Here is a 19,995-nt window from a genome sequence, read left to right on the forward strand (position 1 = left end):
GCCGGCGGCGTTGTCCGAGCCGGTCGTGCCGGCGCCCGTGGTGCCGGCGCTGTTCTGGGGAGCGGTCGTCGTCATGAGGCGCTCTTCTCTGCCCGCTCCCGCTGGAGGCGGAAGTTGACGATGCTGATGATCGCGAGGAAGACGAAGAGCACGTAGCTCATCGCGGACGCCGCGGCCATGTTGTTCTGCGAGAGGCCCTGATCGGCGATGTACATGATCGCCGTGCGCGTCTGGTTGCCCGGTCCGCCCTTCGTGAGCAGGAAGGACTGACCGAACATGTTGGCGCTGGCCAGGATGGTGATGGTGACCACGAAGGTCATGACCGGGCGGAGTCCGGGAAGCGTGACGCTGAAGAACTGGCGCACGGCTCCCGCGCCGTCGAGCGCGGCCGCCTCGTAGAGGTCGGCGCTGATGCCCTTGAGCCCGGCGAGGATGATCACGGTGTTGAACCCCATCGTCCACCACACGGTGACGCCGACGAGGCTCACCCACGCCCACGGCACATCCACCGTCCAGGGGATGTTGTCGGGCAGGCCGATCATCCCCAGCAGGTGGTTCACGATCCCGGACTGGGTGTCGAGGAGGTACTTCCAGATCACACCGATGACAGCGACGCCGAGCACGTAGGGCGCGAAGAAGATGCCGCGGAAGAACGAGCCCGCGCGGATCCTCTGGTTGAGCAGCACGGCCACCAGGAGCGGGATGATCAGCAGGAACGGCACGCTGCAGACCGTGAAGATGAGGGTGGCCAGCATCGACTGCCAGAAGTCGGCCGAGGTGGCGCTTCCCGGCGTGAAGAGGTCGATGTAGTTCTGGAGGCCGATGAACTGCTGGTCGACCCGGAACGGGCTCCAGTTGGTCAGGCTGATCCACAGGCCGAACACGGCGGGGCCAGCACGAAGACGATGAACAGCACCAGGAAGGGTGCGAGGAACAGGTACGCGACGCCGGTGCGGCGGGGCGCACCCGGACGCCGGCCGGGCTTACGGCCGGAGCGGGACGGGCGTGGCGCCCCGGTCTCCCGGGGCGCCACGATCGAAGCGGTGTCAGCCACCGTACTTCGCCTTGTTCTGCTTGAGCAGGGTGTCCGCCTTGGCGGCGGCGTCGTCCAGAGCCTGCTTCGGGTCCTTCTTGCCGGTGACGGCCTCGTTCACCGCGGTGGTGATGGTGGCCTCCACTGTGGTGATGCCGGCCGCGATCGGCTCGTAGTGCGCGTAGGGCAGCTGGTCGAGGAACGGCTTGAGGTGCGGGTAGTCCTGCACCAGCTTCGGGTCGTCGCGCACCGAGTTCTTGGCGGGGAGCTCACCGGTCTTGGGCCAGTCGGCGGAGTTGTCGTTCATCCACTTGACGAACGTCGCGGCGGCCGCGGTCTTGTTCTTGTCCTGGCCCTTGTTGTTCATGAACATCCAGTGGGTGGACGACGACCACACGGCCTTCTGGTCGCCGATCTGCGGGACGGCCGTGGCCTCCCACTGCAGCTTGTCGAAAGCGGTGTTCGTGGTCTGCCAGACGCCGTTCCAGTTGAAGGCGGTCTTGCCGGCGATGAGGGCGTTGATGTTGCCGTCCTGCGCGACATCGGCCGGGCTGTAGCCCTTCTTGATGAGGTCGGTCATCCACGTGAGCGCCTTGACACCCGCGTCGGAGTTGAACGTTGCCTTGGAGACGTCCTTGTTGAAGAGGTCGCCGCCGTACTGCCACAGCAGGCTCTCGAATTCGAAGGTGCCGGTGAAGACGTAGCCGTCCACCCATTCGCCCTGGACACCCGCGGCCTTCAGCTTGTCGAGCGCGGCCAGGTAGCCCGCCTTGTCGGTCGGGATCGTGTCGACGCCCGCCGACTTCAGCACGTCCTTGTTGACGTAGAGGCCGAGCGGCGTGACGCTCCACGGCACCGCGTACTGGGCGTTGTTGTACTTGCCGGCGTCGAGCAGCCCCTCCGGGAAGTCGCTGGCCTTGTAGCCGAGCGACTTCACGATGCTGTCCGCCTTGAGCACCAGGCCCTGGGCTGCGTAGGTGGCGATGTCGTCGCCGTGGCCGACCGCTACGTCCGGGCCCTTGCCGGCCTTGACCGCGAGCGGCATCTTGCGGGCGATGTCGGCCCACTCCATCGGGACGTCCTTGACGACGATGTTCTTGTGCTCGGAGTTGAATTTCTCGACCAGCTTCGGGACCAGCACGGGGGCGGCGCCGCCCGTCCAGCCGTTCCAGAAGCTGATGGTGACCTTCGGGCCGGTGTAATCGCCGGAGGAGACTTCGGCGCCTCCCGATCCGGCGCTGCTTCCGCAGGCGGTCAGAGCGAGCCCGAGGCCCGCCGTCACCGCCACGGCGATCGCGCGTGCCGCGAATCGCTTCTTCATGTGATCTCTCCCTTGAGTGAGCCGTTCACGCGGTTGTGATGCTGGTGCCTGTGCGTGATCGGGGGTGCTTGAGCCGTACACTCGGCATGTCTGGCGAATTTACAGCGCTGGATATCCGGTGTCAACCCGGTGCAGACCGCGGAGGGCGGTGCGTTGTAGAGTGACCCGACGGACATCCCGATCATGACGCGGAAGGAAGCGCACGAATGGCGGTCAGGCTTCAGGACGTGGCGGAGCACGCCGGCGTCTCGATGAAGACCGTCTCGAACGTCGTCCGGAACTACCCGCACGTCAGCCCGCAGATGCGCGAGAAGGTGCAGCGGGCGATCGACGAGCTCGGCTACCGGCCGAACATCATGGGACGCCGCCTGGCGACCGGCCGCACGGGCTTGCTGGCGCTGGCCTTCGCCGACGTCACCCTGCCGTACTTCGCCGAGCTCGCCCGCGTCGTCGCCGACGAGGCGGAGCGGCGCGGCTACCGCGTCCTGCTCGAGCAGACCGAGGGCACGATCGAGGGCGAGCGCGCCGTCGTCTCGGCCGGCGAGTCCGGCCTGGTGGACGGCATGATCTTCCAGCCGAGCGTCATGAACTCGGCCGAGCTCGCGCAGACGCGCACCGACATCCCGGTCGTCGTCCTGGGCGAGAACGCGGCCCCCCTCACGCTCGATCGCATCATGATCGACAACGTCGAGGCGGCCCGCGTCGCCACGGAGCACCTGATCGCGAACGGCCGCCGTCGCATCGCCTTCGCCGGCCACGAGACGACCCGCACGACGCGAACGTCCAAGCTGCGCATCGCGGGCTACCAGCAGGCCTTGGAGGACGCGGGGATCACCCCGGATCCGGAGCTGCTCATCCCGAGCGTCTCGGTGTCCGCGGGCAACGCCGTGCGCGCGGTCGGCGCCGCGATCGACGGCGGCCTGCGCTTCGACGGGCTGGTCTGCCGCGACGACCTCGCGGCGATCGGCGCCCTGCGCGCCCTGCAGGAGCGCGACTTCCACGTGCCGGAGGACGTCGCGATCACGGGATGGGACAACACCCCGATGACGGCGGTCACCTACCCGTCGCTGACCACGATCGCGCCCGACATGCGCGGCCTCGCATCCCGCGCGGTGGAGATGCTGCTGGAGCGCGTCTCCGGATTCGACGGGATGGGACGGCACGAATTGGCGCCGTTCTCGCTCGTCACCCGTGAGAGCGCGCCCGTACGGAGCTGATCGCCGCGGAAAGCGACTTTACAGCGCTGCACGGATCGTGCATGCTAAGGGGATGCTCACCCAGGAACACCCCGTCGCCGCGGCCACCGCGCAGGACGGCCGCTACCCCCGGCCGCAGCTCGTCCGGGCCGAGTGGCTCGACCTGTCCGGCCCGTGGACGTTCGCGTTCGACGACGACGACCGCGGCCGGCGCGAGCACTGGGAGTCGGCCGGCCCGTTAGCGAACGTCATCCAGGTGCCGTTCCCGTTCGAGTCGGAGGCGTCGGGTGTGGGCGACACCGGGTTCCATCCGGTGGTCTGGTACCAGCGCACCGTGCTGCGCGACGAGGTGCCCGCCGGCGAGCGCATCCTCCTGAACCTCGGTGCCGTCGACCACGCCTGCGAGGTGTGGGTCGACGGACGCTCGGCCGGCACCCACGAAGGCGGCTCGACGCCGTTCTCGCTCGATGTCACCGACCTGGTGGGCGATGCGGACTTCTCGATCACCGTGCGCGCCGAGGACGACCCGGCCGACGTCGCGCAGCCCCGAGGCAAGCAGGACTGGCGGCACCACCCCCATTCGATCTGGTATCACCGGACGACCGGCATCTGGCAGCCGGTGTGGATCGAGGCGGTGCCGGAGGTGCGCATCGAGCAGCTGCACTGGGTGGTCGACGTTCCCGCCGGCGAGGTGACTGCGCAGCTCCGGCTGAGCCGTCCGGCTCCCGCGGGGGCGACCGTGCGGATCGCGGTCGCGCTCGACTCCGAGCCGCTGGCGTCCGTCGAAGCGAGCGTCTCGGGCCGCGAGGTCGAGATCCCGTTCCGCATCCACCGTCAGAGCAACGGGCAGGCGTATGAGGAGCTCCTCTGGTCGCCCGCGCACCCGACCCTGCTCGACGCCACGGTCGTGCTGCAGGCGCCGGAGGCGGCCGGGGACGTGGTGAGTTCGTACTTCGGCCTCCGCTCGGCTTCGGTCGAGGGCGGCCGGTTCCTGCTCAACGACCGGCCCTTCTATGTGCGGTCGGTGCTGAACCAGGGCTACTGGCCGGGCTCGCACTCCGCGGCCCCCGGCGCGGACGCCCTGCGCGCCGAGGCGCAGCTCATCCTCGACCTTGGCTTCAACGCGACCCGCCTGCACCAGAAGTACGAGGACCCGCGCTTCCTGTTCTGGGCCGACAAGCTCGGGCTCCTGGTCTGGGGCGAGGCGCCGGCCGCCTACGCGTTCAGCCCGGAGGCGGTGCGGCGCAGCGTCGCCGAGTGGTCCGCCATCCTGGACCGCGACCGGTCGCATCCCTCGATCGTCACCTGGGTTCCGCTCAACGAGAGCTGGGGCGTGCAGCACCTCGCGCACGACCCGCGGATGGTGTCGTACGCGAAGGCCCTCGTCCACCTGACCAAGACGGTCGACCCGACGCGCCCGGTCATCTCGAACGACGGGTGGGAGCACGCCGAGTCCGACATCCTGTCGATCCACGACTACGACCACGACGCGGCCCGGGTCGCAGAGCGGTACGCGACGCGGGAGGGCATCCTCGGTGCGACGTTCACGCTCCCCGGCCGCCGGCTGATCGTGGATGCGGCCCAGCGCACCGACGCGCCCCTGATGCTCACCGAGTTCGGCGGCATCTCGTACACCGAGAACGGCCCGGAAGACGCCTGGGGCTACTCGACGGCGACGAGCCAGGACGATCTGGTAGAGCGACTGCGGGCGCTGGTCGGCGCGGTGCGCGCGGCGGCGCCGCTGGCCGGGTACTGCTACACCCAGCTGGCCGACACCGGGCAGGAGACAAACGGCCTGGTGTTCGAGGACCGACGCCCGAAGGCGCCGATCGAACAGCTGCGCGCGATCTTCGGCGCCTGAGGCGAAGAGCCGCTACGGCCGGGACCAATACGAGTAGCCCGACGCCCGGCGGAAACCGAGCGACGCGTACAGCGCGTGGGCTGCGGCGTTCTCGGCGACGACCTGCAGCCAGAGCGAGGCGACGCCGTGCTCCGAAGCCGCGTGGGCCAGCGCCCGCGCGAGGTCGCGGGCGAGACCGCGTCGCCGCGCCTCCGGACGCGTCGCAACGGCGTACAGGCCGCCCCACTCCCCCACGAGGGCGAGGCGGGCGACGGCGTCCGGTGCGGAGGGATCGCCGTGCGACGCGTACAGCGCCGGTCCGCCGGTCAGGATGCGCCGGGTGACCTCGCGCTCGGCCGGGCCGCCGCGTCCATCCACCGACCACCAGGTGTCGAGCCACCCCGCGCTCGGGCTGTCGGCCGACGCAGGCGCGGTCGCCGAGGCTCCCGGGGCCTTCCCGCCGTGCGCGACCTCCGCGCGGTCGGCCACCAGGACGTCGGTGGCCGAGTGCTCGCGGTAGCCGCGGCCGGCGAGCACCTCGCTCAGCGCGCCCGGCGATGCGGGGCTCGTCTGGAACACCGGCGGTAGCGAGCGGGCCGCGTACCAGCGCTCGGCCTCCTCGACGGCAGCGGCCACATCGTCCACCTCACCCGCGGTGAGCACGGAGTTGGCGCGGTTCGTGACGCCGTTGGACGCGCGCAGCGTCCACCCTTGCAGGGGCGTGCGCTCGAGGGCGGGCCAGCCCCGGTCGGCGAGGCGGTCGAGGGCGGCGGGGTCGGGAAGGTCCACCTGTCGACGCTAGCGGAGTCGGCGTACCGTGCGTGCTATGACCGACACCGACACCCGAGGCCCGACGGGCGAGGGCCTCACCGACGCGGAGGTCGCCGGGCTCAGCGCGAAGACCGTCGCCCACGTCATCCACTACCGCCGCAAGACGTACGTGACGAAGCCGTCGGAGGGCTACGCCCTGCTCAAGCGGGTGCGGACGATCCTCCGCGACGGGACGACGGACCTCGTCCCGCTGGTCCACCGCGACGGTTTCGTCTGGCTCGCCGTGGGTCCGAGCATCCCGATCGCGATCGACGAGATCGAGACCGACCCGGGACACTCCGTGCACCACACCCTGAAGCGCCTCGGCCTGGACTGACGCCGGCCGCGAATCGAGTGGTCCCGACACGCCGTCATGCGGTCGGGCATGACGGCGAGTCGGGACCGGTTGGTGGGGCGCTGGTCAGGCGCCGGAGGCGGCCGCGAGCTCGAGTTCGGGCTCGGCCGGCTTCGGCTTCGGCTTCGCGGCAGCCGGCTTCACCACGACCGGCTTGGGAGCGGACGCCGGGCTCCCGGCGGACGCCGCGGGGGTGAGCGCGGGGAAGGTCGGGATCGGTGCGGTCTCGGCCGGTCCTGCGGTCGTCGCGAACTCCTTGAGCCACGGCAGGAGATCAGGGCCGAGGTCCTCGCGGGCGACCGCCATCTGCACGATCGCCTTGAGGTAGTCGAGCCGGTCGCCGGTGTCGTAGCGGCGTCCCCGGAAGATGACGCCGTGCACGCCGCCGGTCCACGCCGGCGCGGTCGCGAGGCCCTGCAGCGCATCCGTCAGCTGTATCTCGCCACCCTTGCCCGGCTCGGTCTTCTCCAGGATGTCGAAGATCTCCGGGCGCAGCACGTACCGGCCGATCACGGCGTAGTTCGACGGCGCGTTCTCGCGGCTGGGCTTCTCGACCAGGCCGGTGATGCGCACAACGTCGTCGTCGTCCGTCTCGACCACCGCGGCGGCGCCGTAGAGGTGGATGGACTCCGGCGGCACCTCCATCAGGGCGACGACGGTGGTGTTCAGCGCGTGCTGCACCTCCAGCATCCGGGACAGCAGCGGGTCGCGGGCGTCGATGATGTCGTCTCCGAGCAGCACCGCGAACGGCTCGTGCCCGATGTGCATCTTGGCCCGCAGGACCGCGTGGCCCAGCCCCTTCGGGTCGCCCTGACGTACGTAGTGCATGTCGGCGAGCGAGGTGGAGTAGCTGACCTTGAGGAGCTTGTCCTGGTCGCCCTTCTTGGCCAGCGCGTCCTCCAGCTCGGCGTTGCGGTCGAAGTGGTTCTCGAGCGCGTTCTTGTTGCGGCCGGTGACCAGCAGCACGTCGTGGAGGCCGGAGGTCACGGCCTCCTCGACCACGTACTGGATGGCGGGCTTGTCGACGACCGGGAGCATCTCCTTCGGCATCGCCTTGGTGGCGGGCAGGAAGCGGGTGCCGAGTCCCGCCGCGGGGATCACGGCTTTGGTCACGTAGCTGGTCATGGTGTCCTCCTGGGTTCGGACGTTCGGCGGATCAGAGGGCGGGCGCGAGCGCGGCGAGGTCGTCCGCGAGCGGGGCGCCCTCGGGGAGGGTGCCCATGGCGTGGACGCTCCAGCCCGCCCGGTTCCAGGCGGAGGCGTCGAGGCAGTTGCGGCCGTCGATGACGGAGCGGCCGCGCACGATGGCGGCGAGCGCCGCCGGGTCGGCCGTGGTGAACTCGTCCCATTCGGTGAGCACGACCGTCAGGTCGGCGCCGGTGAGCGCCTCCTCCATCGAGTCGGCGTAGCCGAGGGTCGGGAACAGCCGCTGCGCCGTCTCGCGGGCCTGCGGGTCGTAGACCACGACCTGCGCGCCGCGGAGGTGCAGCGCGGCCGCGACGTTGAGCGCGGGCGAGTCGCGCACGTCGTCCGTGTGCGGCTTGAAGGCGGCGCCGAGGACGCCGATGCGGCGGTTGAGCACCGAGCCGCCGAGCGCCTTCAGGGCCAGGTCGATGACCCGCTGGCGGCGGCCCATGTTGATCTCGTCCACCTGCTGGAGCAGGCCGACCGCGCCGTGCGCGCCGAGCTCGTTCGAGCGGTGCATGAGGGCGCGGATGTCCTTCGGGAGGCAGCCGCCGCCGAAGCCGAGCCCGGCGTTGAGGAACTGCCGCCCGATCCGCTTGTCGTGCCCGAGCGCGTCGGCCAGGAGGGACACATCCGCTCCCGCCGCGTCGCAGACCTCGGCGATCGCGTTGATGAACGAGATCTTGGTCGCGAGGAACGCGTTCGCGCTGACCTTGACGAGCTCGGCCGTCGGCAGATCGGCGACGAGCACCGGCGAGCCCTCGGCGATCGGCTTCTCGTAGATGCGGCGGAGGGTGGCCTCTGCCTTGGCCGAGGTGCCGCCGAACACGAGTCGGTCGGGCGAGAGAGTGTCCTCGACCGCCTTGCCTTCGCGGAGGAACTCGGGGTTCCAGACCAGCTCGACGTCGATCCCGGCCGGCACCGCATCCGCGACGATCGCACGGAGCCGGGCGCCGGTGCCGACCGGGACGGTGGATTTGCCGACGATCAGGCCGTCGTGCGTGAGGTTCTCCGCGATGCCCCGGGCCGCGGCCTCCACGTAGGAGAGGTTGGCGGCGAAGGATCCGGACTGCTGCGGCGTGCCGACGCAGATGAAGTGGACGTCGGAGACGGCGACCGCCTCTGCCAGGTCGGTGGTGAACGTCAGCCGACCGGCGGCGACGTTGCGGCGGATGAGCTCGGGCAGGCCCGGTTCGAAGAAGGGCGCGCGTCCCTCCTTCAGCTCCTCCACCTTGCGGGGGTCGGTGTCGACGCCGACGACGTCGAAACCGAGCTCGGCCATGGCGGCCGCGTGCGTGGCGCCGAGGTAGCCGGTGCCGATGACGCTGATGCGGGGAGCGGGCTGGTCCTTGGTCTTCTTCGGAGCGGTCATGATGATCGACCTTTCTGTGCGGTGGAGGGAGGTCAGGGGGCTGGGGTCAACACGAAGTCGTCCTCTGGCCGGGTGATGCCGGCGATGAAGGCGGACAGCGAGTCGGAGCGGGAGTCGATGCGCCAGTCGTTCGTGGCGCGTTCGCCCCCACGTAGCTGGTGATCGCCAGGTTGAACCAGCTGAAGCCGATCACGTCCTGGTTCTCGGGCTTGCCGAGCGCCTGGAAGAAGTCGGTCACCCAGGCCGCCTTGTGACCGCCGATCTCGGATGCCCCGATCTCGGAGAGGATGATGGGCTTCTTCGTGAGGTCGCGGAGCATGTTCAGCGTGGGGGTGAACGTGTAGTCGAACGTGTACTGCTGACCGTTCGAGTACGGCGGGCGGAGGTAGCCGGAGACGCCGACCCAGTCCACGTAGTCGTCGCCCGGGTAGAGCGAGGCCAGGTACTCCGCCGACCGGAGGCTCGGGGACAGCTTGTTGACGATGTTCGGCGACCAGTCCCAGATCACGAGCTGGTTGGCGCCCTCCTGCTGGAAGATGTCGTGGACGTGACGCCACATCTTCACGTAGTCGCCGGCGTTGTTGCCGTTGACCGTGCCGCCGTTGCCGTCCGACTCCGACCACGGGTACCAGTTGCCGTTCATCTCGTGGTCGAGACGGATGACGAGCGGGAGACCGGTGGCGACGATGTCCTTCGCGTACTGATGGAGGTAGCCGTCGAAGTCTCCGCCGATGATTTTGGGCAGGGAGTAGGCGGGCGAGTCGACGACGTTGTTGGCGTCACTGATGGGACGGGACTCCCACGTGAGCAGCGGCAGCCGGCCCTGCTGCCAGGAGCGGGTGACCGCGTTGGCCCGGAAGTTCTCATCCCAGCCGCTGAAGTAGCCGACCATGTTGGGCGAGACGCCGACCTTCTTGCTCGTGGCGTCGAAGGTGGCCCAGTTGAAGGGCGCCTGCTCGGTGTACATGCCGTAGTAGCGCTTGGCGGGGTTCACCAGGTCGGCACGGGCGGGCGCCGTGATCGGGGCTGCGGAGCTGCCGGAGCTGCCCTTGCTGCCGCCGGTGGCGCCGCTGTGTGCGGCCGAGCCGGTACCCGAGGCGGATCCCGACGAGCCCTTGGCCTGCTCGGCGGCGAGCTGCGCCTTGACGCTGGCGAGCTGCCCCTCGGCAGCGGCCGCCTGCTGCTGGGCGACGGCCAGCTGCTTCGCCGCGGCCGCCTGCGCGGCGAGCGAGGCCTTCTGCATCGCGGTGAGCTTGCCCTTCTGCGACGCGATGGTCTCGGTGGCGCGGTCGAGGTTCTTCTTGAGCTCGACGTTCTGCGCGGCGAACGGCGTGACGGCGGTGGCGGCCTGGTCGACGGCCTTCCGCAGCGGCGCACCGGTCGGCGACACCCACACGTAGGCGGAGATGCCGACGAGCACGGCCGTCAGGACGATGGCAGCCGCAGCGGTCGCCTGCGAGCGGGATTTGGACTCGGACCACCAGGCGGCGGTCTTGGAGGGGGCGGTCTGGCTAGACAAGGAAGAGAGCCTCCAGGGTCAGGATCGCGATTCCGATCAGGTACGGGATGGCCGCGTAGGGGTTGAGCTTGCGGCGACTGGTCTTCGTGGGCTTGGGCGCCGGAGCGGCGGCGGCCGCCTTCACCTCGGCTCGGGTGGCGAGCTGGGTGCGGGTCGCGAGCGCGGTCGCAGTCGTCATCCCGCCGACGGAGTCGGGGAGGACGGGCGCCACGTGGCCGGACGCCGCACCGGCCGTCGCGTGCTGGGCGATCTCCTCCTCGGAGCTGATCTCGCCCGGACCGCCGGCGTAGGCACCGGCGCGGGTGCCCCATCCACTGGCGTGCGCCATCCGGAAGAACCCGATCAGGCGGATCGGCATCAGGAAGAAGGTCGACACGATGATGAAGACCGGGAGGCGGAAGAAGTCGCTCGGCTTCTCGGAGAGGTGCCGGATCTGGCGGATCGACATGCTGATCACGGACGACGCGACCATCAGGGCGACGACGGTGAGGATGCCGCCCTCGATCCCGTAGGACTTCAGGAAGCCCTCGTAGAAGTTGTAGCCGCCGCCGGTGATCGACCGGTAGATCCAGCCGCCGATCACGCCCGCCAGCATGAACGGCAGGATGATGTCCATCACGAAGAAGAACGCCAGCACCGGGGCGTGGCCGAGCATCCAGGGCAGCATCCGGAGCGTGTTGTACTGGCTGCCGCGCGCCCAGCGGAGCTGCTGCTTGAACAGCTTCTTCACCTTCAGCGGGGCGTCCGTGTAGACGAGGCTCGTGTGCTGGTAGACGGTGCGGTAGCCCTCCTTGAGCGTGAGGTTCGTCAGCGTCCGGTCGTCGGAGACCTCGAGGAACACACCGAGGAACTTCTCGGTCATGAACTTGTCCATGACGCGCATCAGGATCGAGCGGCGGAAGGCGATGGTCCGGCCCGGGAGGCAGCCGATCTGGCCGACGACGCTCTGCGCGGGCATCGAGTACAGCGCGCGGGAGTTCTCCAGCCAGTCCGCCCAGCGGGTGATCCAGCTGCGGGTCGGCTCCAGGATGCGCTGCTTGGTGGTGACCCCGCCTACCCGCTCGTCGGCGAACGGCTTGACGAGCTCGGCCAGGGTGCCCTCGGTCCAGATCGTGTCGGAGTCCACCAGCACGGTGATCTCGCCGGTCGACGTCTTCGTCCCGATCATGACCGCGTTGCGCTTGCCCGGGATGGGCGTGTGCACCCAGCGCACCAGCGGCGCGAACTCCTCGCACACCTCGGCGAGCTCGGGGTTGGGGGCGCCGTTGATGACGACGATGATCTCGCCCGGCTTCTGCTCGACCATGCGGCCGAGCACGTCGCGGAACAGGTCGAGCGGTTCGTCGACCACGGGGACGACGACGCTGGTCGTCCCGTGGAACTCACCGGTGTATGCCCGGTACCGGCGCGACATCAGGACCTTGACGATCCAGATGACCCAGATCAGGGCGGAGTAGATGGCGAAGAGATAGAACTCGGGATGCCCGCCGAGCATATGGCGGATCTGCAGCAGGAAGATGAACACGGCGGGACCTCTCACAGTCTGGTTGTCGTGGGGGCGGCATCCGCAGCGCTGGGGATCTGGTCGAGTTCGGGTGGAGACAGTTCTACGTGGGGGCGGCTGCGACCCGCAAGTGGGGCACATGGCGGACACCACGGCGTGTCGGAGCGTCCCCCGTCGAGCCGTGTCCGCAGAGGTGCGGACACGTTCAGGAGGGCGCGCAGCCGCCGTTTAGCGAGGGTTTCTCACCACAGAAAGCGCCGATGAGGGGCCGGTTCGCTCGCTGTGCGCTTGCTGAGATGCGGCTCATCCGGCACGCCCGGGATGCGACGATTCTGTACCCCGCTCGGGGGACCGGATGTGGTCGGACGAAGGTTACGAACTTTTACACCGGCGACATATCCCGTTCACACAAGGACGCCGGGAATACCCCGTTCTCCCATGCGTTTACATGGACATAGCTCGGCAATGGAGCCGCCTCATCTCTACCGATCACGTACCACCGAGGAGACCCTGTGACCCTGGCCGACACCACGACGCGCGGCGCCGAGACGTCCGCGCCGCTGCTGCCCGCACTCGCCGAGCGCTGGAGCCCCCGCGCCTTCGACCCCACCGCCGACGTCGAGGAGACCGCGCTGCGGTCGGCGCTCGAGGCGGCCCGCTGGTCGCCGTCCGCCAACAACTCCCAGCCGTGGCGCTTCATCGTCGCCCGGCGCGGGACCGGCGCCTTCGACACCATCGTTCAGAACCTCGCCGGCTTCAACCAGGTCTGGGCCGGCTCCGCCGCCGTCCTGGTCGTCGCCCTCGCGGAGACGGTCGACGAGGAGGGCCGCGAGCGCCGCTGGGCCACCTACGATCTGGGCCAGGCGGTCGCGCACCTCACCATCCAGGCCCACCACGACGGCCTGCACGCCCACCAGATGGGCGGCTTCGACGGGGCGGCGCTCCGCGATGCCTTCGAGGTCGGCGAGCGCTTCGAGCCGGTCTCGATCACCGCCCTCGGCGTCCTGGGCGACGCGGACGCGCTGCCGGAGCCGCTCCGCGAGCGTGAGAGCGCGCCTCGCACCCGGCACCCGCTGGAGCGGATCGTCCGCGTCCACGACTGATCCCCAGGGAAATCACAAAGGGCGGCCGCATGATGCGGCCGCCCTTCGTCGTATCGGGGTGGATCAGGGGCGCACGAGCGTCTTGATCGCGCGCCGCTCATCCATCGCCGCATACGCCTCGGCGATGTCGGTCAGCGGGACCTCGAGGTCGAACACCTTGCCGGGCTCGATCGCGCCGGACCACACATCCTGCAGCAGCTCCTCGACGTAGTTGCGCACGGGCGCGACTCCGCCGTTGACGCCGATGTTGCTCTGGAACAGCGGGCGGACGGGCAGCTCGGGGCCGCCGTTCGGCACGCCGACGTAGCCGACCATGCCGCCGGGGCGGGCCGAGCGGATGGCCTGGTCCATCGACTCCTTCGTGCCGACGGCCTCGAGCACGCAGTCCGCACCGATGCCGTCCAGCAGCTCCTTCACCGCGGCCACGCCGGCGTCGCCGCGCTCGGCGACGATGTCGGTCGCGCCGAACTCGCGCGCGAGCGCCTGCCGGCTCTCGTGACGCGACATGGCGATGATGCGGGAGGCGCCGAGCCGCGCGGAGGCGAGCACCGCGCAGAGCCCGACGGCACCGTCGCCGACGACGACGACCGTGCTCCCCTCGGTGACACCCGCGGACACGGCGGCGTGGTGGCCGGTGCCCATCACATCCGACAGCGTCAGCAGGCTCGGGATGAGCTCGGCGCGCGGGTACTCGGGCGTCGCGACGAGGGAGCCGTCGGCGTGCGGCACGCGGACCCGCTCGCCCTGGCCGCCGTCGGCGAAGCCGCCGATGCGGTCCTTCGAGCCCCACCAGCCGCCGTGGAGGCAGGAGGTGCTCACGCCGTTCTTGCAGTTCACGCAGGTCATGTCGCAGTCGTAGAACGGCGCGATGACGAAGTCGCCGGGCTTGATGGTGAGGACGTTGGCGCCGACCTCCTCGACCACGCCGACGAACTCGTGGCCGATCCGGTGCGGCTCGTTGGTCGGCGTCACGCCGCGGTAGGGCCACAGGTCGCTGCCGCAGACGCAGGCGGCGACCACGCGCACGACGGCGTCGAGGCCGTCGGCGTTCGGACCGGTGTACAGGGTGGGATCGGGGACTTCTTCGAGGCGCACATCGCGCTCCCCGTGGATGACAGCAGCACGCATGCTCCGAGCCTACGCGCACGAAGGGCGCCGCCCGAGCCGGGCGGCGCCCCTGTGGATGGCGCTCTTCGCGCGGAGCGCTACTCGCGCACGGCCTGCACCGTGAGGTGGTCGGCGTCGCGGTCGAGGTCGACCCGGACGAGGTCGCCGTCGCGCACCTCGCCGGCCAGCAGCGCGGTCGCGAGACGGTCCTCGATCTCGCGCTGCATCAGGCGCCGCAGCGGGCGGGCGCCGTAGATCGGGTCGTAGCCGCGCTCGGCGAGCCAGGCCCGCGCATCCGGCGTCACCGCCAGCTCCAGCCGCCGCTCGGACAGCCGCGCCATCAGCCGGTCGATGCCGAGCTCGACGATCTCGCCCAGCTCCTCCTGGCTGAGCGCCGAGAACACGACGATGTCGTCGAGGCGGTTCACGAACTCGGGCTTGAAGGCCTGGCGGACCATCTGCAGCACGGCCTCCTCCTTCTCGGTCTCGTTCAGCGTCGGGTCGACGAGGTACTGGCTGCCGAGGTTCGAGGTGAGGATGAGGATCGCGTTGCGGAAGTCGACCGTGCGGCCCTGGCCGTCGGTCAGGCGGCCGTCGTCGAGCACCTGCAGCAGCACGTCGAAGACCTCGGGGTGCGCCTTCTCGACCTCGTCGAGGAGGATCACCGAGTACGGACGTCGCCGCACGGCCTCGGTCAGCTGACCGCCCTGCTCGTAGCCGACGTACCCGGGAGGCGCACCGACCAGGCGCGAGACGGAGAACTTTTCGCCGTACTCGCTCATGTCGATGCGGACCATGGCCTTCTCGTCGTCGAACAGGAACCCGGCGAGCGCCTTGGCCAGCTCGGTCTTGCCGACGCCGGTCGGGCCGAGGAACAGGAACGATCCGGTCGGCCGCCCCGGGTCGGAGATGCCGGCGCGGCTGCGGCGGACCGCGTCCGCCACCGCCTGCACGGCCTTCTTCTGGCCGATGATGCGGCGGCCAAGCTCGTATTCGAGGTGCAGCAGCTTCTCGGTCTCGCCCTGGGTGAGCCGGTCGACGGGGATGCCGGTCCACGCCGCCACCACCGCGGCGATGTCGTCGGCGGTGACCTGCTCGTTCACCATGCGCGGGTGGTCGTGCTCGGCCGCCTCCGCCTCGGCGAGCTCGCGCTCGATGCCGGGGATGGTCTCGTACTCGATCCGGGAGGCCTCCTGGTAGCGGCCGTCGCGCAGCGCGAGGTCGCGCTTCGTCTTGGCCTCCTCCAGCTGCGACCGCAGCTCGCCGACCCGGTTGAGCGACGCCTTCTCTGCGCGCCAGCGGGCCTGCAGCTCCTCGAGCTCGCGCTCCTGCTCTGCCAGCCGCTGGCGCAGCTGCTCCAGGCGCTCCTTGCTGGCGTCGTCCTTCTCCTTCTTGAGGGCGAACTCCTCCAGCTTCATCCGCTCGACCTGGCGCTGCAGGGTGTCGATCTCGACCGGGGCCGAGTCGATCTCCATCTTCAGCCGGGACGCGGCCTCGTCGATCAGGTCGATCGCCTTGTCCGGCAGCTGCCGCGCGGTGATGTAGCGGTTCGAGAGCGAGGCCGCGGCGACGAGCGCGGAGTCCTCGATGGTCACACCGTGATGCGCCTCGTACCGGCCCTTGAGCCCGCGCAGGATGGCGACAGTGTCCTCCACCGACGGCTCGCCGACGTAGACCTGCTGGAACCGGCGCTCGAGCGCGGCATCCTTCTCGATGAACTCGCGGTACTCGTTGAGCGTGGTCGCGCCGATGAGCCGCAGCTCACCACGCGCGAGCATCGGCTTGAGCATGTTGGAGGCCGCGACCGACCCCTCGCCGCCGCCGGCGCCCATCAGGATGTGGAGCTCGTCCACGAAGGTGATGATCTGGCCCTCGGCGTCGTTGATCTCCTTGAGGACGGCCTTCAGCCGCTCCTCGAACTGGCCACGGTACATCGCACCGGCGACGAGCGCGGACAGGTCGAGCGCGACGAGCTGCTTCCCCTTGAGCGAGTCGGCCACGTCCCCGCGACGATGCGCTGGGCGAGGCCTTCGACGACCGCCGTCTTGCCGACGCCGGGCTCGCCGATGAGCACCGGGTTGTTCTTGGTGCGGCGGGTCAGCACCTGGCTGACGCGCCGGATCTCGGCGTCCCGCCCGATGACCGGGTCGAGCTTGCCGCTCTTGGCGATCTCCGTGAGGTTCACGCCGTACTGTTCGAGCGCGCTCTTCGCCTCCTCCTGCGTGGAGGGCGCACCCTGCATGTTCGCCATCTGGTTCCTCTCCCATTTCTCTGTGGGCAAACTTGAGTCTACTAAGCTCAACTTTGGGACGCGAGGGGTTGTTCCCACATTCGCTCACTTTTTCGGCGGTAGCCTGGGCGCATGGTGGATCCGGCCGACTTGCGCGTCGTCCTGATGGACGGCGCGACGGCGGCGACGCTCGCCCAAGTGCTGCCGCTGCTGCTGCTCACGCTCATGGTGGAGTTCCGGCGGGTGGAGTTGCATCACCGCGGCAACATCACGCTGACCCGCGTGCTGCTCGGGCTGTTCTTCCTCGCGTTCGGCGTGGTGGAGACGGCGTTCGTGCTCTCGATCGACGGCACGCTCATCCCGTTCAGCGTCAGCGATCTGCTGGCGGGTCTCGCCATCTTCGGCCTGCTGGCGCTGCTGTTCTTCCTGTCGTTCCTGGACACCCCGAACCCGCGGAGACCGGGTCATGAAGACAAGCCGTAGCCGCCGAGCACAGGAAAAACGTCGCCGACCTCGTGGATCGACGACGTTTTTCCTGTGCTCGGCGGCTCCCTAGGGCCGGGCAGCGGGGTCGCGGTCGTCGATGTTCGGCGGCGCGGCGGCGTCGAGGTCGGCGGGGAGCTCGAAGGGGCGGCGCGAGTAGTACTCGCGGGCCTTGCGGTAGAAGAGCACGATCGGGACGATGCCGACCACGATCAGGCCGAGGCCGAGCACGTTCACGACGATCGCGTCGTCCTGGAAGTTCTGCACGATCCCGAGCACGAACATGACTCCCATGAAGATCGCGCCGACCGCGGGCCACAGTCCGATGAAGACGAAGTTCCTCATCGACTTGAGCAGCACCTTTCGGTAGGCGACCACCACCGCGACGCCCGCCAGCGTGTAGTAGAAGGCGATCTGGATGCCGATCGACAGGATGGCGTTCGACATGATGTCGCCGACGGTGCTGCCGAGCAGGTTGGCGCCGAGGAACAGCACGATGGATACCCCGACGACGATCAGCGTCGCGAACGCCGGGGTGCGCCAGCGGCGGTGGATGCTGCCGAAGACCTTCGGGATGGTGTGGTCGCGTCCCATCGCGAACAGCGTGCGCGTGACCTGGATGAGGGTGGTCTCGAGGGTGGCGATGGTGGACAGCGCGACCGCGATCACCAGGATCTTGCCGCCGATGCCCGGCCACACCGCGTCACCCAGCACCGAGAGCACGTTGGCGCTGTTGTTCTCGATCGTCTTCGCGGGCAGGATCACCATCGTCGCGATCGTGAACACCTCGAACAGCAGGAAGACGATGATCACGCCGATGATGCCCGCGGAGCCGGCGTTCTTGTGGCCGTCCTTCGTCTCCTCATTGAGGTTGGCCGCCACATCCCAGCCCCAGAAGTAGAAGGCGGCGATCAGCGCGGCGGAGACGAACACGCCCTGGCCGGTGAGGTGCTGGAAGCCCAGCCAGTCCCACGAGAAGGAGGGCCCGGCGTGCGCCGAGGTGGCGGCGCGCACGATCATGAGCACCGCGAAGACGATCAGGATGCCGACCTCGATCACCGACATGATCCACTGCGCGCGGGCGGTGACGTGCACGCCGAACAGCACGCACGCCGCCATCACGAGGAACCAGAGCGCGCCGACGCCGGTGATCAGCGGGACGTTGTTCGCCTGCTCGGGCGCGAAGAGCGTGACGGTCATCGCGCCGGCGGGCAGCGCTCCGGCGACCATGAAGATCGTCGCCGAGATGACCAGCGCCCAGCCGGACAGGAAGCCGAGGACGGGGTGCAGCGCGCGGGCCACCCAGGAGTACGCGGCGCCCGCGTTGACGTCGAGGCGCCCGAGGTAGAGGAACGCCCACGCGATCCCGAGCATCGGGATGCCGCACCACAGCAGCGCGGCCGGGGCGCCGAGGGCGGCGGCGCCGACGAGCGTGGCGGTGGTCGCCGCGATCGAGTAGGCGGGTGCACTGCCCGCCACGGCCATGACGATGGAGCCGGCGGCGCTGACGCCGTCCGCCTTCAGCGCGTGGTTCTCCTCCGTCGCGTGCTCGGCGCCGTGCGGGGCGTCCGGCCGGGAACTGGTCTGCGTCATGGCTCTCCCTGGGCTGCGTGGGTCGCGGGTGCGGCGGAGCTCGGGCGCACCTCGGTGTTGCGACAGGGGGACGTTAGCAACATCCGCGGTTCTGGACAAGCATTTTTCGACGGATCCGGTTGCCTAATCGCCGATAGCCCTGCGGAAAACGTTGTGAATCCTCTCATCCGCGACGGAAGAAGTCGCCGGGCCACACGTTGAGCGCGCTCGCCGGTCACTCCGGCTTGCGCGACGCCGTCACCGTGAACTTCGGGTTGCGCGCGATCTGGCGGGTGGGTCCGACCGCGCGCTCGAGCGCCGGGCGGTAGCCGAGGTGCGAGTTCCAGACGGTCCACAGCTCGCCGCCCGGGGCGAGGACGCGGCCGGCGTCGGCGAACATCCGGTGCGCGATACCCGTGTGCACCGCCCCGCCGATGTGGAACGGCGGGTTGAGCACCACGAGTTCCGCCGAGCCGTCGGGCTGGGAGGCGAGGCCGTCGTCCCGCACGACCGTCACCCGGTCGGACACGCCGTTGGCGGCGGCGGTGGCGGACGCGGACGCTACGGCGGCGGCGGACTGGTCGGTCGCGACGACCCGCAGCCCGGGGCGGGAGACGGCGAGCGCGGAAGCCAGCACCCCCGTCCCGCAGCCGAGGTCGATGGCGGTGCGGGCGTCCGGCATCGCAGCCTCGAGGACGCTCAGGAGGAACCGCGTCCCGATGTCCACGGCCGTCCCCGCGAACGCGGCGCCGTGCGCGCACACCCAGAGGCCGGTCTCCGGGTCGCGCACCCGCTCCGGCCAGCGGTCCAGCACGGTGGCGGCGGCGGGATGCGGCTCCCGCGCGGTCAGCACGCGCGCCTTCTGCCGCGCGAGCGACGCCTCCACCGAGCCGAACACCTCGCCGAGGACCCCGTTCATGGCGGTGGTCATGTGCTTCAGCATCCCGCCGGCGTAGACGACGACATCGGCGGGCGCATGCTCGGCGATCAGGGTCGCGATCTCGGCGAGCGCGTCCAGGCTGCGCGGGAGGCGGAGGAGGACGGTCCGGGCGCCGCGCACGAGCGACTCGTCCAGCCCGTGGTGCGTGTAGGTCCCCGCAAGCGACAGCGCGGCGGCGTTCGCGTCGACCGCGCGCTCACCGGTCAGCGGATCCTGATGCACGCGGATGTCACGGGCGCCGCGCGACGCCGCCGCCAGCGTCAGCGCGCCGTACGCGTCGCCGATGACGACCAGCCCGGGCTGCAGGACGGCGTCGCCGGCGATGTCCGCCAGCAGCCGGTCGGCCGCGTCGGAGGCGAACAGGTTCGGCGCCTCCACATCGGGCCACCGCCGCAGCCGCTCATACTCGAACACGCACTCCATCC

13 protein-coding genes and 3 pseudogenes are annotated in these 19,995 nt (G+C 69.9%); 5 read left to right on the top strand and 11 right to left on the bottom strand.

The window, feature by feature from the left end; genetic code table 11:
* Window positions 1-71: 71 nt before the first annotated feature.
* Both A0130_09180 and A0130_09185 read right to left on the bottom strand, forming a co-directional pair.
* Window positions 72-1,054: pseudogene (locus A0130_09180) on the bottom strand (ABC transporter permease).
* The gene (locus A0130_09185) at window positions 1,047-2,354 is read right to left on the bottom strand and encodes a sugar ABC transporter substrate-binding protein (GenBank protein ID ANF31825.1); all 1,308 of its coding nucleotides are present in this window, start codon (window positions 2,352-2,354) and stop codon (window positions 1,047-1,049) included. Before A0130_09185 ends, A0130_09180 begins: the two are co-directional and overlap by 8 nt.
* 206 nt (window positions 2,355-2,560) lie before the next feature.
* Between A0130_09185 and A0130_09190 the strand changes: the two genes are divergently transcribed.
* Both A0130_09190 and A0130_09195 read left to right on the top strand, forming a co-directional pair.
* A complete protein-coding gene (locus tag A0130_09190) occupies window positions 2,561-3,571 on the top strand; it encodes a LacI family transcriptional regulator (GenBank protein ANF31826.1) in 1,011 nt (336 codons plus the stop codon).
* Window positions 3,572-3,623: 52 nt separating this feature from the next.
* Window positions 3,624-5,411, top strand: coding sequence for a glycoside hydrolase (locus A0130_09195; GenBank protein ANF31827.1), 1,788 nt, complete (start codon window positions 3,624-3,626; stop codon window positions 5,409-5,411).
* 12 nt (window positions 5,412-5,423) lie between these two features.
* Here the strand turns inward: A0130_09195 and A0130_09200 are convergent, their stop codons facing one another.
* Window positions 5,424-6,179, bottom strand: coding sequence for a GNAT family N-acetyltransferase (locus A0130_09200; GenBank protein ID ANF31828.1), 756 nt, complete (start codon window positions 6,177-6,179; stop codon window positions 5,424-5,426).
* A 37-nt stretch (window positions 6,180-6,216) separates the two neighbouring features.
* Here A0130_09200 and A0130_09205 point away from each other — a divergent pair, with 37 nt between their 5' ends.
* Entirely contained in the window at window positions 6,217-6,537 is a 321-nt protein-coding gene (locus A0130_09205) for a hypothetical protein (protein ANF31829.1), read from the top strand.
* Between the two features lie 84 nt (window positions 6,538-6,621).
* On the opposite strand, the gene A0130_09210 is transcribed toward A0130_09205, so the two are convergent.
* From A0130_09210 to A0130_09225, 4 genes and pseudogenes are all read right to left on the bottom strand, one after another.
* On the bottom strand, window positions 6,622-7,680 hold the full coding sequence (locus A0130_09210) for a UTP--glucose-1-phosphate uridylyltransferase (GenBank protein ANF31830.1): 1,059 nt from the start codon (window positions 7,678-7,680) through the stop codon (window positions 6,622-6,624).
* Between the two features lie 31 nt (window positions 7,681-7,711).
* The gene (locus A0130_09215; protein ID ANF31831.1) at window positions 7,712-9,112 is read right to left on the bottom strand and encodes a UDP-glucose 6-dehydrogenase; all 1,401 of its coding nucleotides are present in this window, start codon (window positions 9,110-9,112) and stop codon (window positions 7,712-7,714) included.
* 32 nt (window positions 9,113-9,144) lie between these two features.
* A pseudogene (locus A0130_09220) lies at window positions 9,145-10,631 on the bottom strand (hypothetical protein).
* Window positions 10,624-12,156: a glycosyl transferase family 2 gene (locus A0130_09225; GenBank protein ANF31832.1), complete on the bottom strand. Its 1,533-nt coding sequence runs from the start codon at window positions 12,154-12,156 to the stop codon at window positions 10,624-10,626. The pseudogene A0130_09220 and the gene A0130_09225 overlap by 8 nt, the downstream one beginning before the upstream one ends.
* Before the next feature lie 491 nt (window positions 12,157-12,647).
* Here A0130_09225 and A0130_09230 point away from each other — a divergent pair, with 491 nt between their 5' ends.
* The gene (locus tag A0130_09230) at window positions 12,648-13,238 is read left to right on the top strand and encodes a nitroreductase (GenBank protein ID ANF31833.1); all 591 of its coding nucleotides are present in this window, start codon (window positions 12,648-12,650) and stop codon (window positions 13,236-13,238) included.
* 63 nt (window positions 13,239-13,301) lie between these two features.
* On the opposite strand, the gene A0130_09235 is transcribed toward A0130_09230, so the two are convergent.
* Window positions 13,302-14,366: an IMP dehydrogenase gene (locus A0130_09235; GenBank protein ID ANF31834.1), complete on the bottom strand. Its 1,065-nt coding sequence runs from the start codon at window positions 14,364-14,366 to the stop codon at window positions 13,302-13,304.
* 77 nt (window positions 14,367-14,443) lie between these two features.
* Window positions 14,444-16,617, bottom strand: a pseudogene (locus tag A0130_09240) (ATP-dependent chaperone ClpB).
* A gap of 90 nt (window positions 16,618-16,707) precedes the next feature.
* Between A0130_09240 and A0130_09245 the strand changes: the two are divergent.
* Complete coding sequence (locus tag A0130_09245) at window positions 16,708-17,058, top strand: hypothetical protein (GenBank protein ANF31835.1); 351 nt, start codon at window positions 16,708-16,710, stop codon at window positions 17,056-17,058.
* Window positions 17,059-17,127: 69 nt separating this feature from the next.
* Here A0130_09245 and A0130_09250 read toward each other — a convergent pair whose 3' ends face one another.
* The gene (locus A0130_09250) at window positions 17,128-18,651 is read right to left on the bottom strand and encodes an amino acid permease (GenBank protein ID ANF31836.1); all 1,524 of its coding nucleotides are present in this window, start codon (window positions 18,649-18,651) and stop codon (window positions 17,128-17,130) included.
* A gap of 214 nt (window positions 18,652-18,865) precedes the next feature.
* The gene (locus A0130_09255; protein ANF31837.1) at window positions 18,866-19,993 is read right to left on the bottom strand and encodes an SAM-dependent methyltransferase; all 1,128 of its coding nucleotides are present in this window, start codon (window positions 19,991-19,993) and stop codon (window positions 18,866-18,868) included.
* Window positions 19,994-19,995 lie beyond the last annotated feature (2 nt).

The organism is Leifsonia xyli (assembly GCA_001647635.1).
Lineage (GTDB): Bacteria > Actinomycetota > Actinomycetes > Actinomycetales > Microbacteriaceae > Leifsonia > Leifsonia xyli_A.